Source organism: Brucella pituitosa (assembly GCF_003049685.1).
Taxonomy (GTDB): domain Bacteria; phylum Pseudomonadota; class Alphaproteobacteria; order Rhizobiales; family Rhizobiaceae; genus Brucella; species Brucella pituitosa.
In genome coordinates, this window is sequence record NZ_PYSY02000001.1 from 1,345,151 (window position 1) to 1,360,361 (window position 15,211).

Below are 15,211 nucleotides of genomic sequence, written 5' to 3' on the forward strand. Positions count from 1 at the left end.
AAACATCTGTTTTAATTTACTAAACCTGCAAAATAGACGACACGAGAAGCTGCGTATAAGGCGCTTGCGGGTCATCCAGAACGCGGTCGGTCAGACCCTGCTCGACAATATGGCCGTCTTTCATGACCATGATGCGATGGGAGAGAAGACGCGCTACTGCGAGATCGTGGGTAACGATGACAACCGAAAGGCCGAGATCGCTGACGAGGCCGCGCAGAAGGTCGAGAAGGCGCGCCTGCACGGACACGTCGAGACCGCCGGTCGGTTCGTCCATGAAGACAAGACGCGGTGCGGTCACCAGATTGCGGGCAATCTGCAAGCGCTGGCGCATACCGCCGGAGAAGGCGCGCGGCTGATCGTCGATACGGTCAGAAGCGATTTCAACACGTCCCAGCCATTCGGTGGCCGTGTTGCGAATATTGCCGTAATGGCGTTCTCCGACTGCCATCAGACGTTCGCCGACATTGGCGCCAGCCGAAACGGTCATACGCAATCCATCTGCCGGGTTCTGATGCACAAAACCCCAGTCGGTCCGCATCAGGAAACGGCGTTCCGCCTCGCCAATTTTGTAGAGATCGCGGAATTCACCATCACGCATCCGGTATTCGACCGTGCCGGAAGTCGGCTCCAGACGGGTTGCCAGACTATTCAGCAGCGTTGTCTTGCCGGAACCGGATTCGCCGACGATGGCCAGCACTTCGCCTGGCCACAGATTGAAGGAAATGTCTGCACAGCCACGGCGATTGCCGTAAAACTTCGACAGGCCGTTTACTCTCAGCAGAGGTTCGTTGTTCATTCTGCTGCCTCCTTATTCGCTGCCAGATGACCGAAATGGCCGTTAGCCTGACGATCTTCACAATAATCGGTGTCGGAGCAGACAAACATCGAGCCGCCACGATCATCCAGCACGACTTCGTCGAGATAGACGCCGCGTGCGCCACACAATGCGCAAGGCTCCTTGAATTTCTGCACTTCGAACGGATGATCCTCGAAGTCGAGGCTCACAACATCTGTATATGGCGGGACGGCATAGATGCGCTTTTCACGACCGGCACCAAAGAGCTGCAAGGCTGGCGACATGTGCATCTTTGGATTGTCGAACTTCGGCGTCGGCGACGGCGCCATTACATAGCGTCCTTCGATCATCACCGGATAATCATATGTCTTGGCGATATGACCGTGACGCACAATGTCTTCATAAAGCTTAACATGCATGAGGCCATATTCGGCGAGCGCGTGCATCTTGCGAGTTTCGGTTTCGCGCGGCTCCAGAAAACGCAGCGGCTCAGGAATTGGCACCTGATAGACAATCACCTGCCCCTCAGTCAGCGGATATTCCGGGATACGGTGGCGGGTCTGTATGATGGTCGCCTCGCCCGTATGGGTGGTGACGGCGACATCAGCTGTCTTCTGGAAGAAAGCACGGATGGAAACGGCATTGGTCGTATCGTCGGCACCCTGATCTATGACCTTCAGCACATCATCTTGACCGAGAATTGCCGCCGTCACCTGCACACCGCCTGTGCCCCAGCCATAAGGCATCGGCATTTCACGGCTTGCAAACGGCACCTGATAACCGGGAATAGCGATGGCTTTCAGGATCGCACGACGGATCATCCGCTTTGTCTGCTCATCCAGATAGGCGAAATTGTAATTGGCTAAATCGCTCATTCTGCTGCTTCCTTGCCCTGAATTTGCGTTTCCTCATATTCGGCACGCATCCGGCGGATGAGGTCGAGCTCCGCCTGAAAATCCACGTAATGCGGCAATTTCAGATGCTCGACAAAGCCAGTCGACTGCACATTGTCGGAATGGGAGATGACGAATTCTTCATCCTGCGCCGGTGCTGTCACATCAGCATCGAATTCACGAACGCGAAGCGCACGGTCGCAAAGCGACATCGACATGGCTTTGCGTTCGCTCTGCCCGAACACCAGACCATAACCACGGGTGAATTGTGGTGCCTGCTTGGACGAGCCTTTAAACTGGCTCACCATCTGGCATTCGGTCAGCTGCACGCGACCAAGCGATATGGAAAAGCCCAACTCCGGTACGTCGAACTCGACTTCCACCTCGCCAATGCGGATTTCACCGACAAAGGGATGCGTGTTGCCATAGCCGCGCTGCGTGGAATAACCGAGCGCCAGCAGGAAACCTTCATCACCGCGCGCCAAGGCCTGCAAGCGCAGATCGCGCGGCATCGGGAACGTCCACGGTTCGCGGGTAAGATCGCCCGGCTCATGCCCTTCCGGCATTGCACCATCTTCCTCGATCATGCCGTTGACGCCGAGAATATCGGTAACGCGTGGCGTCGCCTCAGCTTCCGTCGCACGCACTTCCGGTTCAGGGACGCTCACGTCGCCTGCCAATTCCGGATCAAGCAGTCGATGTGTGTAGTCAAATGTCGGCCCCAAGAGCTGCCCACCGGGCAGATCCTTATAGGTGGCCGAAATGCGGCGTTCGATCAGCATGTTCGCGGTTTCAAGTGGCAGCGAATAGCCAAAACGCGGCAAGGTTGTGCGGTAGGCACGGACCAGAAAGATTGCCTCAATCAGATCGCCACGCGACTGGCGCACGGCAAGTGCTGCGAGTTCTCGATCATAAAGAGAACCTTCGGCCATGACACGATCAACGGCGAGACCCAGCTGTTCAGCAATCTGGTCAAGACGCAACGCTGGAACCGAGCGGTCACCGCGACGGCGATCATCGAGCAGACGGTGGGCATTGCGGATGGCGGTTTCACCGCCCTTTACAGCAACATACATGGATCAGCCCTCCAAATTAATAATACGGGTGGTACGCGGAAGAGCTGCGACTTTGCCGTCAGCGACGAGCACCAGATCGATACCCAGCGGAAACAACGCGCCATTCTCACGCCATTGCGCGGCAAAATCCTGCGGCAAACCATCAACGATCAGCACAGTTTCATCCTTGATGCCCGGGCCTTTGAGGCTGAAACTCTGCCCGCTCGTCAGAGACGAAACTGCTAGAACAACAGTCGTCGAACGGTCCGGAAATTCCGCATTGCCCTGCGCAAAAGAAGAGAGAACAGGCAAGGATTGCGCGCTTGTGACAAGCGCAAACTGCGCTTTGGACTGGTCATCGACGATTGGTGTGCCGGTATGGAATGTAAGCCAGGCCGTCGCGTCCTTGTTGGCAACGATTTCAGCATCAACCCAGACGCTGGCGTCGTGATCAAGCAATGTTGCAGCAATCACACCAAGCTCAGGCGTAAGCGGCTGTGGTGGCGTCGCAGCTTGAACCAACGAATAAATGCGGCCGGGATTAGCAATAGCGTGCATCACAGCATGAAACGCCGATTGCGCCTCATTAACCGGATCAGCCAGACCGCCTTCGAAAGCAGAAGAAGAGTGGAGCATCAGTTATCCCCCCGAACCATAGTGAAGAAATCGACCTTGGTGGCAGCGGCCTCGGCGCGCAGCTTGGTATCCGCATCATCAATGCGGCTGCGCAGCACGTTCAGCACCTGGCTCTCGACAGCGTCACGCCGATCTTCATCGAGCCACAGCGCATCGAACAGGGCAGCGAGCTTCGCCTTTTCCTGATCGCGTCCGAGTGCATAAGAATGACCAACTGAGCCATCGGACAGACGAACCGTCGCTCTCGTTACTGTCGCTTCACCGACATTGAATGGCGCGCCGCCGCCGCCAATGCGACCGCGCAGCATAACCAGTCCGGTTTCGGGACCACGCAAGACCTCAAATTCCGGCTTATTCGGCCAGTTCTGCCAGAATAATTTCAGTTCTTCGCCACTGGCGTGCGCTAGAACTGCCAAGCTGGCCTGACGTGCAATCTGCGTCGCATCCGGCGCCGTTCTGTTTCCAGTCGTGGAGCTCGCTCCACTTTCACCCGTGCTATGCCGCGTCGTCTGCATGAGCTTATCCGCCCTACCCTAATCTTGTTGACTTTATCGCTCCAATTGTCTATTTATCTAGACAACTATACAATAACACCATTCTTATACCCTGCCAATGACAGGACGATGACAAAGCATGGCAAAGACAAAACGAATTGAACGGAACAGCGGCGTAGCCATCTGGCGGCAGATTGCCGATGAGATACGCGGCGATATCATGGCCGGGAAACTTCAGTCCGGCGCCCGCATGCCCGCCGAGATGGAATTGGCTGATCGATTTGGTGTCAATCGCCACACAGTCCGCAGCGCCATTGCCGCGCTGACACAGGAAGGTGTGCTGCGTGCCGAGCAAGGGCGCGGCACCTTCGTTGCCAATGCGAAGCGCCTCACCTACCAGATCGGACGCCGCACCCGCATTTCGCAATCGCTGGCTTCGCAGGTACGCGACATGAAGGGCACGCTGCTCGCTTCCGGCACAGCACCCGCCTCTCCTGATATAGCCGAGGCTCTTGAGATCGAACCCGGCTCACCTGTCATGCGGCTGGAGACCTTACACAGCGCCGACGGACGCCCCGTATCACGCGCAACGCTCTGGATCAGTGCCGAACAATTCCCGGAAATCGCCAAAGATTATGAGGAAAGTGGTTCAATCACCGTGGCTTTTCGAAAAGCAGGCATTGCCGATTACTTCCGTAAATCGACAATTATATCTGCTCGTCATGCGGATTCGGATGATCTGAAACATTTGAAGCTTTCGCCCGGCGCAATTGTGCTGACGGCCAAGGCAATCAATGTGAATACCGACGGGGTGCCTATCCAGTATTCGCTGACACGGTTTTCTGCTGACAGCATGGAATTTTCTATCGACACTTATCCTGGCGCCCCGCAGATGAATGACATGAACTGAATCTTGTTAGCGCTAAACCGCTCTCAAAGCTGCTAAGAACGCGGCACTGATCAAAAGCCCGCCACACAGACAGGAAATCACCGATGACCGTGACCATTTTTCACAACCCGAAATGCGGCACCTCGCGCAATACGCTGGCGATGATCCGCGCGAGTGGCGAAGAGCCCGTCATCGTCGAATATGTGCAGAATCCGCCCACGCCGGAACGTCTGGTTGGCCTGCTTGCAGCAATGAACCTGACACCGCGCGAACTGCTGCGCGAAAAAGGCACACCCTATGCCGAACTCGGCCTGTCCGATCCGAAATGGACCGATGCCGAGCTGATCGACTTCATGATGGCCCATCCGATCCTGATCAACAGGCCTATCGTTGAAACACCGCTCGGCACCAGGCTTTGCCGTCCTTCCGAACTGGTTCTGCCGCTTCTGGAAAACCCCGTTACCTCATTCACCAAAGAAGACGGCGAGCAGGTTAAATCTGAGGAAAAATCACACTGACGAACTCGGAATCGGACATCATGTTTCCTAGAGAATCGGAAGTATGATCCAATAGAAAAGGCGCTGTAAAACAGCGCCTTATCATATTTCACTTATAAACTGGATTATGTCCGTTCTCAGAACGGGATTTCGTCGTCCAGATCGCGCGAGAAACCGCCGCTGTTGCCACCCTGATTGGATGGACCGGACGAGCCGAAATCACCGCCGCCACCGGAATAATCAGACATCTGGTTGCGATTACCACCGCCGCCGCCGAACGAACGCCCCTCACTGCCGCCTTCACCACGGCTGTCGAGCATCTGCAACTCACCACGGAACTTCTGCAGTACGATTTCGGTGCTGTAACGATCATTGCCGTTCTGATCCTGCCACTTACGTGTCTGGAGTGCACCTTCGATATAAACCTTGGAACCCTTCTTCAGATACTGCTCAGCCACTTTGGCGAGGTTCTCATTGAAGATGACAACGCTGTGCCACTCGGTGCGATCCTTGCGCTCGCCGCTCTGACGGTCGCGCCAGCTTTCCGAGGTTGCGATGCGCAGATTAGCAATCTGATCACCAGAATTGAGGCGACGGATTTCTGGATCAGCACCAAGATTGCCGACCAGAATGACTTTATTGACGCTACCAGCCATCGAAAACTTACTCCGGATCTCTCGCATACACTTGTTGAGCGGACTTTTGCCCTGCCAAACGGTGCCTGCTCCTAAAGAATGGCCAATCACCTGAATGTACTGACCTGAAATTCAGCTACCCACCTTACAGCAGCAGCCACCGCTGCGCTCATCCAAGCGCCGCGAATTCAACCAATGTCCACAGAAGTTATGTTCTTGTTTTGTTCAAATTACAAGTACATACATCACTTTCCATGCATTTTTCACATGTTGGAGGCCTTAAATGACAAGCCATCAAATGATCATCCAAGGAAAAGCCCTGCCGCTCACTGTTTCTTTGGTGCGCAGGGCTTGGGGTTGAGCGTAGCTCTTATATCGACAGTACTTCGCCGATAAATCTAATCGGAAATCTGAAATATGAGACCAGATCGCCGCGCATTTTTTAAATTTTCTGCAATCACTCGTTTCAATCAAAAAAGCGTCATTCCTTGCAAATGAAGCAATTATGACTGCAAGCAATTGTGCTTCCATCAATGTGAAAGCTATGCAACGTCGTCAGGTGGACTCATGCTCCTTTACCTCCCGGTTCGTTGGCTCAACTGGCGGGACCTCTTGCCGATATCGTTTCATCCCTTTCCGATATCTCTCCGCAACCAGGTGAGTAGGGGTAGTGTGCTCCTGTCAGGAGTGACAGTCAACGCTCTTGCGTTCACATTTCGTATCGCCTATCAGAAGGCTGGTTGTTCGATCTTTGTTCTGATGCTAAATGTGCCAATAGCGATTGAGCAGCCCCCTTCTTCTTGGAGGGGTTCATCCCCATATTGTGGAGCGGCGCGACGTAAGTTTCATCGGCGCCTGAAGACTCCATGACATGACGAAACAGGCAGGACGCGGAATGAGCGATCAGAAATTCATTTCCATACGTGGCGCGCGTGAACACAATCTGAAAAATGTCGATCTTGATCTGCCGCGCGACAAGCTGATCGTGATGACAGGCCTTTCGGGTTCAGGAAAATCCTCACTCGCTTTCGATACGATCTATGCGGAAGGTCAGCGACGTTATGTCGAAAGCCTTTCGGCCTATGCGCGTCAGTTCCTGGAAATGATGCAGAAGCCGGACGTGGATCAGATCGATGGTCTGTCTCCTGCCATTTCCATCGAACAGAAGACCACGAGCCGCAATCCGCGTTCAACCGTCGGAACCGTCACCGAAATCTACGACTATATGCGCCTTCTGTTTGCGCGCGTGGGCATTCCTTATTCGCCGGCGACTGGCTTGCCTATTGAAAGCCAGACAGTCAGCCAGATGGTTGACCGCATCCTGATGCTGGAGGAAGGCACCCGTCTTTATATTATGGCCCCCATCGTGCGTGGCCGTAAGGGCGAATATAAAAAGGAACTGGCAGAACTTCAGAAGAAGGGCTTCCAGCGCGTCAAGGTCGATGGCACTTTTTACGAAATCGCTGACGTTCCAGCGCTCGACAAGAAGTACAAGCACGACATCGATGTGGTCGTGGACCGTGTCGTGGTGCGGTCTGATCTTTCGACCCGCCTTGCTGACAGCCTTGAAACCTGTCTCAAACTGGCAGAAGGTCTCGCCATAGCGGAATTTGCAGACAAGCCGCTACTGGCTGAAGATACATCAGCAGGTGGTGGTGCGAACAAATCTGCAAATGAAACGCATGAACGCGTTATGTTTTCAGAAAAATTTGCCTGCCCGGTCTCAGGCTTCACGATTCCTGAAATCGAACCGCGTCTTTTCTCGTTCAACAATCCCTTTGGTGCCTGCCCCACCTGTGATGGCCTTGGCACACAACAGGCGATTGATCCGAACCTGATCATTCCCGATGAGTCCGTACCTCTGAAAGATGGTGCCGTCGCACCATGGGCGCGCTCTTCATCGCCTTATTACAATCAGACACTTGAAGCACTTGGCAAAGCCTATGGGTTCAAGGTCAGCGCTCGTTGGGCGGACCTGCCAGATGAAGCGCAGGACGCGATACTTCATGGCACGAAGGGACGCGAAATCACCTTCAACTATGATGATGGTTTGCGCTCCTATCAGACTACGAAGGCTTTTGAAGGTGTCATTCCTAATCTGGAACGCCGCTGGAAAGAAACCGATTCTGCCTGGTCGCGTGAGGAAATCGAACGTTTCATGTCCTCGACGCCCTGCCCGGCCTGTAGCGGATATCGTTTGAAGCCAGAATCCTTAGCCGTAAAGATCGGCATGAAGCATATTGGTGAAATCACCAGCATGTCGATCCGCAATGCTGACGCATGGTTCCGCGATGTAGACGGCAGCTTCAACGATAAGCAGCGTGAAATTGCGGCGCGCATCCTCAAGGAAATCCGCGAACGTCTGGAATTCCTCAACGACGTCGGCCTTGATTATCTGACGTTGGCGCGTAACTCCGGTACGCTATCGGGCGGTGAAAGCCAGCGCATCCGCTTGGCTTCGCAAATCGGTTCTGGCCTTACGGGTGTGCTTTATGTTCTTGATGAGCCGTCTATCGGCCTGCATCAACGCGACAATGCCCGTCTTCTCGACACGCTGCGCCATCTGCGCGATCTCGGCAATACGGTTATCGTCGTTGAGCATGACGAAGATGCCATCCTGACAGCTGACTATGTGGTCGATATCGGCCCGGCTGCCGGTGTTCATGGTGGCAAGATCATCGCGCAGGGTTCGCCCGATGATGTCATGTCCAATGCCGACTCGCTTACTGGCAAATATTTGTCGGGTGCACTAGAGGTCGCCGTTCCAGCTGAACGTCGTGAAATCTCCAAGGCGAAGCGTATCAAGGTCGTCGGTGCGCGCGGCAATAACCTGAAAAATGTCTCCGCAGATATTCCACTGGGAACATTTACGGCGGTCACAGGTGTTTCAGGCGGCGGCAAGTCCACCTTCCTGATCGAAACCCTGTTCAAGGCTGCATCACGCCGCATCATGGGTTCACGCGAACATCCGGCAGAACATGATCGCATTGAAGGGCTGGAGTTCCTCGACAAGGTCATCGATATCGACCAGTCGCCGATTGGTCGCACGCCACGATCCAATCCTGCCACCTATACGGGCGCATTCACGCCGATCCGCGACTGGTTCGCTGGCTTGCCAGAAGCAAAGGCACGCGGCTATCAGCCAGGCCGCTTCTCATTCAACGTGAAGGGCGGACGCTGCGAAGCCTGTCAGGGCGACGGTGTCATCAAGATCGAAATGCACTTCCTACCCGACGTCTACGTCACATGCGATGTCTGCCATGGCAAGCGCTACAATCGTGAAACGCTTGAAGTGCACTTCAAAGGCAAGTCAATTGCCGACGTGCTCGACATGACCGTTGAAGAAGGTGCTGAGTTCTTTTCCGCAGTTCCTGCGGTTCGGGACAAGCTTGAAACACTCGTCAAGGTTGGCCTCGGCTATATCAAGGTTGGTCAACAGGCAACGACACTTTCCGGCGGTGAAGCACAGCGTGTGAAACTTGCCAAGGAACTGTCGCGCCGCGCAACCGGACGCACACTCTACATTCTCGACGAACCAACCACCGGCCTGCACTTCCACGACGTGGCAAAGCTTCTCGAAGTGCTGCATGAATTGGTCGAACAGGGCAACACGGTCGTCGTCATCGAGCACAATCTTGAAGTCATCAAGACTGCTGACTGGGTGATCGATCTCGGTCCAGAGGGTGGCGACGGTGGTGGTGAGATCGTCGCTGTGGGCCGCCCGGAGGACATCGTGAAGGAGAAACGCTCTTACACAGGCCAGTTCCTCAAGGATCTGCTTGAACGCCGTCCTAGGCGCAAAGCTGAAGCTGCTGAATGAGTATAAGAAAGCCGGGTTTCACACCCGGCTTTCTTATTACTCGATAAAGCCGACAACCGGGCCATATCCACCATGCCATGAGATATCGTTTCTTCCCATGGCAGGGCTGTAGATCCCGGCACCGCCACCGCCATCAAGAAACAACGCATTCGGGCATTTCAGCCCGTCTCGAAATAACATGGCGAAATCGTAGAAATTCACCGCATCTTCGCTGATGGCAAAGCGGATGGATTGATCCGCGCAGACACCAACCCCGCTTCTGCGGGTCCGGTCAGTCGATCCCTTGATCAGAATCGGATTGAGTTTGTTCTGAATAACGAGCATAGGCCCGGACTGCGTGGCAAAATGCGCCTGCGGTTTGCGCTTCAAAAACCTGTCGGTCGAAACAATACCGGCGCTGTCATCCCCGAAATAGAAAATGCCATTGGGTTTTTTGTAAAAGTTTGGAACCGGGCCGGAGGAACGCGTGGGCGCTTTGGTGTCGGCCGCAACCAACTCCTGCCCGTTCTCGACATATAGTCCTATAGGCGTAAAATCGACCTGATACATTCCTGCATTCAAGGCAAATGATAACGACTTGCCGTCTTGCGTTACAGCGTCTGCCACCTTCGAGAAATTGCGATATGGCTCGCCATCAGAGCCCTTCCAGAAGAGACGTAGATTTTCTTTGGCCTTCACTGTGCAGATTATGAATTTTGTGTCCTGAAAGACCTGATCGTCGCAGGTTTCCGCCAGCGCCGGTTGCATACAGAAAAGCAAGCCTGCAAAGCCAATAGCCGGGAGTGCCATACTCATTTTACGAAAGCGCATCGCGAAACCTCCCCCAATCAAAACCATAGACCGTTGAAATGAAAAAAGCCCGGTCAAACCGGGCCTTCTCGCAAAACTGCTCGCGATCATATCGCGTCAGTTTATAGGATTAGCCGTTAACGGCGTCCTTCAGGCCCTTGCCAGCCGAGAACTTCGGCACGTTACGGGCCGGAATGGCAACTTCCATGCCAGTCGACGGGTTACGGCCAGTCGATGCTGCGCGATGCGAAACGGAGAAAACGCCGAAACCTGGCAGGCGAACTTCTTCACCAGCCTTGAGTGCACCGGTGACAGCTGCGAGTACAGCGTCAACAGCAGTTCCTGCGTCGGCCTTTGTCAAACCGCCCTTTTCCGCTACAGCGGCGACCAATTCGTTCTTGTTCATAGGCATTTCCTTTCTTTATCTACCGGAACGAATAACGCGACCGGATTGCGTGCAGTTTATTCAAATCGGTTGACAAACCAAGCCTGTCAACATGAAAAAACCCCGGAAAACCGGGGTTAAACACAGAAATGCCGGGCATTTTGCCCGGCATTGTTATCTTATTAGCCACTAGCAACGATCAATGAGCTGTCGAAACGCCTGCTTCATCGTCCGCTGGAGCGGCTGCAACAGGAGTCGCAGGCTCTGTCCATTCGATTGGTTCTGGCTTGCGAAGCAGCGCATGCTCAAGAACCTCACCGACACGCGACACAGGAACGATCTCAAGATTATTCTTCACATTATCCGGAATCTCCGCCAGATCTTTGGCGTTTTCTTCCGGGATCAGAACTTTCTTGATGCCGCCACGCAATGCAGCAAGCAGCTTTTCCTTGAGACCACCGATTGGCAGCACACGGCCACGAAGGGTAACTTCACCCGTCATTGCAATGTCCTTGCGAACCGGAATGCCGGTCAAAACAGAGACAATTGCAGTAACCATAGCGATACCAGCCGACGGACCATCCTTTGGCGTCGCACCTTCCGGTACGTGCACGTGGATATCGCGTTTGTCGAACAGCGGAGGCTCAATTCCGAAATCAACCGCACGCGAACGAACATAAGATGCCGCCGCAGAGATCGATTCCTTCATCACGTCGCGGAGGTTACCCGTGACGGTCATGCGCCCCTTGCCCGGCATCATGACACCTTCAATGGTCAACAGCTCGCCGCCAACTTCAGTCCAGGCGAGACCTGTGACAACGCCGACCTGATCTTCACCATCGATCTGACCGTAACGGAAGCGCTCGACGCCGAGATAATCGGAGAGATTCTTATCAGTGATTTTCACCGACTTCTTCTTCGACTTCAGAATCTCGGTCACGGCCTTACGGGCCAGAGTCATCATTTCACGTTCAAGGCTACGCACACCGGCTTCACGTGTGTAAAGGCGGATAACATTGCGCAGCGCATCGTCCGTGACCGAAAACTCTTTCGGCTGCAGGGCGTGATCCTTGATTGCCTTCGGTAGCAAGTGCCGCTTGGCGATCTCGAGCTTTTCATCTTCGGTGTAGCCAGCAATACGGATGACTTCCATACGGTCCAGAAGCGGACCAGGGATATTCAGCGTATTGGCGGTTGTCACGAACATGACGTTCGATAGATCGTACTCAACTTCAAGGTAATGATCCATGAAGGTCGAGTTCTGTTCCGGGTCCAGCACCTCGAGCATTGCCGATGACGGATCGCCGCGGAAGTCCTGGCCCATCTTGTCGATTTCATCGAGCAGGAAGAGCGGATTGGACTTCTTCGCCTTCTTCATCGACTGAATGACCTTACCAGGCATCGAACCGATATATGTGCGGCGGTGACCACGAATTTCAGCCTCGTCACGCACGCCGCCGAGCGACATACGGACATATTCACGACCGGTAGCCTTGGCAATCGAGCGAGCAAGCGAAGTCTTACCAACACCGGGAGGTCCAACGAGGCAAAGAATCGGACCCTTGATCTTGGTCGAACGAGCCTGCACTGCGAGATACTCGACAATGCGCTCCTTAACCTTTTCAAGACCAAAGTGATCATCACCGAGTACGCCTTCGGCAAAGTTCAGGTCCTGCTTGATCTTCGACTTCTTGCCCCAAGGAATAGACAGCAGCCAGTCGAGATAGTTGCGGACGACCGTCGCTTCTGCCGACATCGGGCTCATGCTGCGCAGCTTCTTCAGCTCAGCCTGTGCCTTTTCGCGAGCTTCCTTGGAAAGCTTGGTCTTGTTGATGCGTTCTTCGAGCTCAGCCGCTTCATCGCGACCATCCTCGCCATCACCAAGCTCCTTCTGGATCGCCTTCATCTGCTCGTTAAGGTAATATTCGCGCTGTGTCTTTTCCATCTGACGCTTGACGCGGCCACGGATGCGCTTCTCAACCTGAAGAACCGAAATCTCGGCTTCCATGAACGAAAGCGCCTTCTCAAGACGCTCACGCACCGAGAGAATCGACAGCATTTCCTGCTTTTCAGGAATTTTGATCGCGAGATGCGAAGCCACCGTATCCGCAAGCTTGGAATAGTCGTCAATCTGGCTGGCAGCGCCAACCACTTCCGGCGAAATCTTCTTGTTCAGCTTGACGTAATTTTCAAAGTCCGAGACCACCGAACGAGACAATGCCTCAACTTCAACGGCATCTTCTTCGGGCTCCGGAAGAGCTGCGGCATAGGCTTCGTGATAATCTTCACGATCAGTAAACTTGGAAACCTTGGCGCGTGCAGTGCCTTCGACGAGAACCTTGACGGTCCCATCTGGCAGCTTGAGAAGCTGCAGCACATTGGCAATCGTGCCGATTTCATAGATTGCATCCGGTGCCGGATCGTCGTCAGCCGCATTCTTCTGCGTTGCGAGCAGAATCTGCTTGTCGACACCCATCACTTCTTCAAGTGCTTTGATCGACTTTTCGCGTCCGACAAACAGCGGGACGATCATATGGGGGAAGACTACAATGTCACGCAACGGCAGAACGGCATACAGCCCGTCTTCGCCGCCCGCAGCAGAACCACCCAAAGGCGTCTTCTGTTCAATACCCGTCATTATTCAGTCCTTTCTCAGGTCATTCGACCCGATTGCCACAGGTTGTGTCCCCTTTCATTATGAGGCAGTCCACAACCAGTGCGTCGGTCCATAATTGGAGTGTCGAACTCCTAAATTCAAGCTGCTTTCAGAGCAGCATTCATAGAATCGTCATCTATCCTGCGCCGTCACAGGAATTTGTACAATAACAACTGCGCGATGTATCCAGCCTGCGCCAACACATAGACAAGAAAAAGGCCGCTTTCGCGGCCTTATCTCAGAAAATCCGGCAATCGTCAGGCCGACGCGTTGCCTTTTTCGTCCTGACGCTCGGCGTAGATATAGAGCGGACGTGCACTACCATCCACAACATCGCCGGAAATGACCACTTCCTGCACGCCTTCCAGCGTCGGAAGCTCGAACATCGTATCGAGCAGGATCTTTTCCATGATCGAGCGCAAACCACGTGCACCCGTCTTGCGTTCCACGGCCTTGTTGGCAATCGCCCGCAAAGCGTCGTCGTGGAAGCTCAGTTCGACATTTTCCATGTCGAACAGACGCTGATACTGCTTCACGAGCGCATTCTTGGGCTCAGTCAGGATCTGCACCAATGCGTCAACATCGAGATCTTCGAGTGTTGCAATCACTGGCAGACGACCCACGAATTCCGGAATAAGACCGAACTTCAGAAGATCTTCAGGCTCGAGTTCCTTGAAGACATCGCCGATACGACGATCATCTACCGACTTGACGGTTGCACTGAAGCCAATCGACGTCTTTTCACCGCGAGCAGAGATGATCTTGTCGAGACCGGCAAAAGCACCACCACAGATGAACAGAATGTTTGTCGTATCCACCTGCAGGAACTCCTGCTGCGGATGCTTGCGACCACCCTGCGGCGGCACCGAAGCGACAGTGCCTTCCATGATCTTCAGAAGCGCTTGCTGGACGCCTTCACCCGACACGTCGCGGGTGATCGAAGGATTATCCGACTTGCGGCTGATCTTGTCGACTTCGTCAATATAGACGATGCCGCGCTGCGCACGTTCAACGTTGTAATCGGCCGACTGAAGCAGCTTCAGAATAATATTTTCGACGTCTTCACCGACATAGCCGGCTTCTGTCAGCGTCGTAGCATCAGCCATGGTGAACGGAACATCGATGATACGAGCGAGCGTCTGAGCAAGATAGGTCTTGCCGCAGCCCGTCGGGCCGACCAACAGAATGTTGGACTTTGCGAGTTCGATGTCGCTGCTCTTCGTCTGATGCGCGAGACGCTTGTAGTGATTGTGCACGGCAACAGCGAGAACGCGCTTAGCGCCCTTCTGGCCAATAACATAATCGTCAAGAACGTCCATAATTTCCTGCGGCGTAGGCACACCTTCGCGCGACTTCACCATCGAGGTTTTGTTTTCCTCGCGGATGATATCCATGCAAAGTTCGACGCACTCGTCGCAGATAAATACGGTCGGGCCTGCAATCAGCTTACGCACTTCATGCTGGCTTTTGCCACAGAACGAGCAATAAAGCGTATTCTTTGAATCGCCGCCGCTGTTGCTGACTTTGCTCATTGCAGTTTCCTTTCAATAAACCGAAATGAACAACAACCTCATCGCGTGTTCATTCCGATCGTTTTTTCCGGTTCGGATCCATTTGGGGAAGCAAAACACACTTCCTTGACGGTCCATCAGCAGCTTCAACGCGC

Annotated in this window: 13 protein-coding genes and 1 pseudogene; 4 read left to right on the plus strand and 10 right to left on the minus strand. The window is 54.1% G+C overall.

Annotated elements, in window-relative coordinates; all coding sequences use genetic code 11:
• Positions 1-19: 19 nt before the first annotated feature.
• Genes phnK through phnG form a run of 5 tightly spaced genes read right to left on the minus strand, consistent with a single transcriptional unit; the run spans position 20 to position 3,895 of the window.
• A complete protein-coding gene (gene phnK / locus C9380_RS06615) occupies positions 20-796 on the minus strand; it encodes a phosphonate C-P lyase system protein PhnK (protein ID WP_111787442.1) in 777 nt (258 codons plus the stop codon).
• Positions 793-1,671, minus strand: coding sequence for an alpha-D-ribose 1-methylphosphonate 5-phosphate C-P-lyase PhnJ (locus tag C9380_RS06620; protein ID WP_128093253.1), 879 nt, complete (start codon positions 1,669-1,671; stop codon positions 793-795). Before C9380_RS06620 ends, phnK begins: the two co-directional genes overlap by 4 nt.
• Positions 1,668-2,765 carry a carbon-phosphorus lyase complex subunit gene (locus C9380_RS06625; protein ID WP_111787440.1) on the minus strand — a complete coding sequence of 366 codons (1,098 nt, stop codon included), beginning with the start codon at positions 2,763-2,765 and terminating at the stop codon, positions 1,668-1,670. The genes C9380_RS06620 and C9380_RS06625 overlap by 4 nt, the downstream gene beginning before the upstream one ends.
• A gap of 3 nt (positions 2,766-2,768) precedes the next feature.
• A complete protein-coding gene (gene phnH / locus C9380_RS06630) occupies positions 2,769-3,380 on the minus strand; it encodes a phosphonate C-P lyase system protein PhnH (protein ID WP_024897139.1) in 612 nt (203 codons plus the stop codon).
• Positions 3,380-3,895 carry a phosphonate C-P lyase system protein PhnG gene (gene phnG / locus C9380_RS06635; RefSeq protein WP_100558919.1) on the minus strand — a complete coding sequence of 172 codons (516 nt, stop codon included), beginning with the start codon at positions 3,893-3,895 and terminating at the stop codon, positions 3,380-3,382. Before phnG ends, phnH begins: the two co-directional genes overlap by 1 nt.
• Positions 3,896-4,013: 118 nt before the next feature.
• On the opposite strand from phnG, the gene phnF reads away from it, so the two are divergent.
• Together phnF and arsC are read left to right on the plus strand one after the other, a co-directional pair.
• Positions 4,014-4,784: a phosphonate metabolism transcriptional regulator PhnF gene (phnF, locus tag C9380_RS06640; protein ID WP_024897137.1), complete on the plus strand. Its 771-nt coding sequence runs from the start codon at positions 4,014-4,016 to the stop codon at positions 4,782-4,784.
• A gap of 83 nt (positions 4,785-4,867) precedes the next feature.
• Complete coding sequence (gene arsC / locus C9380_RS06645) at positions 4,868-5,281, plus strand: arsenate reductase (glutaredoxin) (protein ID WP_024897136.1); 414 nt, start codon at positions 4,868-4,870, stop codon at positions 5,279-5,281.
• Between the two features lie 116 nt (positions 5,282-5,397).
• On the opposite strand, the gene ssb is transcribed toward arsC, so the two are convergent.
• The gene (ssb, locus tag C9380_RS06650; protein WP_024897135.1) at positions 5,398-5,916 is read right to left on the minus strand and encodes a single-stranded DNA-binding protein; all 519 of its coding nucleotides are present in this window, start codon (positions 5,914-5,916) and stop codon (positions 5,398-5,400) included.
• A 546-nt stretch (positions 5,917-6,462) separates the two neighbouring features.
• On the opposite strand from ssb, the pseudogene C9380_RS28855 reads away from it, so the two are divergent.
• Positions 6,463-6,660: pseudogene (locus C9380_RS28855) on the plus strand (hypothetical protein); the annotation flags it as partial.
• A 130-nt stretch (positions 6,661-6,790) separates the two neighbouring features.
• Positions 6,791-9,715: an excinuclease ABC subunit UvrA gene (gene uvrA, locus C9380_RS06660; protein ID WP_128093255.1), complete on the plus strand. Its 2,925-nt coding sequence runs from the start codon at positions 6,791-6,793 to the stop codon at positions 9,713-9,715.
• Positions 9,716-9,751: 36 nt separating this feature from the next.
• Here uvrA and C9380_RS06665 read toward each other — a convergent pair whose 3' ends face one another.
• From C9380_RS06665 to clpX, 4 genes are all read right to left on the minus strand, one after another.
• Complete coding sequence (locus tag C9380_RS06665) at positions 9,752-10,525, minus strand: phosphodiester glycosidase family protein (RefSeq protein WP_128093256.1); 774 nt, start codon at positions 10,523-10,525, stop codon at positions 9,752-9,754.
• Positions 10,526-10,634: 109 nt separating this feature from the next.
• Positions 10,635-10,910: an HU family DNA-binding protein gene (locus C9380_RS06670; protein WP_007875106.1), complete on the minus strand. Its 276-nt coding sequence runs from the start codon at positions 10,908-10,910 to the stop codon at positions 10,635-10,637.
• 178 nt (positions 10,911-11,088) lie between these two features.
• Positions 11,089-13,527 (minus strand): endopeptidase La, encoded by a 2,439-nt coding sequence (gene lon / locus C9380_RS06675; RefSeq protein WP_024897132.1) that lies wholly within the window; start codon positions 13,525-13,527, stop codon positions 11,089-11,091.
• Positions 13,528-13,802: 275 nt separating this feature from the next.
• Positions 13,803-15,077, minus strand: a complete 1,275-nt coding sequence (clpX, locus tag C9380_RS06680; protein ID WP_024897131.1) for an ATP-dependent Clp protease ATP-binding subunit ClpX — start codon at positions 15,075-15,077, stop codon at positions 13,803-13,805.
• Between the last annotated feature and the right edge of the window lie 134 nt (positions 15,078-15,211).

Bases quoted from the DNA above. Each gene is read 5' to 3' on its own strand.
- C9380_RS06625 (WP_111787440.1), bottom strand. From the start codon at position 2,765: ATGTATGTTGCTGTAAAGGGCGGTGAAACCGCCATCCGCAATGCCCAC.
- phnG (WP_100558919.1), bottom strand. From the start codon at position 3,895: ATGCAGACGACGCGGCATAGCACGGGTGAAAGTGGAGCGAGCTCCACG.
- lon (WP_024897132.1), bottom strand. From the start codon at position 13,527: ATGACGGGTATTGAACAGAAGACGCCTTTGGGTGGTTCTGCTGCGGGC.
- uvrA (WP_128093255.1), top strand. From the start codon at position 6,791: ATGAGCGATCAGAAATTCATTTCCATACGTGGCGCGCGTGAACACAAT.
- C9380_RS06665 (WP_128093256.1), bottom strand. From the start codon at position 10,525: ATGCGCTTTCGTAAAATGAGTATGGCACTCCCGGCTATTGGCTTTGCA.
- phnK (WP_111787442.1), bottom strand. From the start codon at position 796: ATGAACAACGAACCTCTGCTGAGAGTAAACGGCCTGTCGAAGTTTTAC.
- C9380_RS06670 (WP_007875106.1), bottom strand. From the start codon at position 10,910: ATGAACAAGAACGAATTGGTCGCCGCTGTAGCGGAAAAGGGCGGTTTG.
- C9380_RS06620 (WP_128093253.1), bottom strand. From the start codon at position 1,671: ATGAGCGATTTAGCCAATTACAATTTCGCCTATCTGGATGAGCAGACA.
- arsC (WP_024897136.1), top strand. From the start codon at position 4,868: ATGACCGTGACCATTTTTCACAACCCGAAATGCGGCACCTCGCGCAAT.
- phnH (WP_024897139.1), bottom strand. From the start codon at position 3,380: ATGCTCCACTCTTCTTCTGCTTTCGAAGGCGGTCTGGCTGATCCGGTT.
- ssb (WP_024897135.1), bottom strand. From the start codon at position 5,916: ATGGCTGGTAGCGTCAATAAAGTCATTCTGGTCGGCAATCTTGGTGCT.
- phnF (WP_024897137.1), top strand. From the start codon at position 4,014: ATGGCAAAGACAAAACGAATTGAACGGAACAGCGGCGTAGCCATCTGG.
- clpX (WP_024897131.1), bottom strand. From the start codon at position 15,077: ATGAGCAAAGTCAGCAACAGCGGCGGCGATTCAAAGAATACGCTTTAT.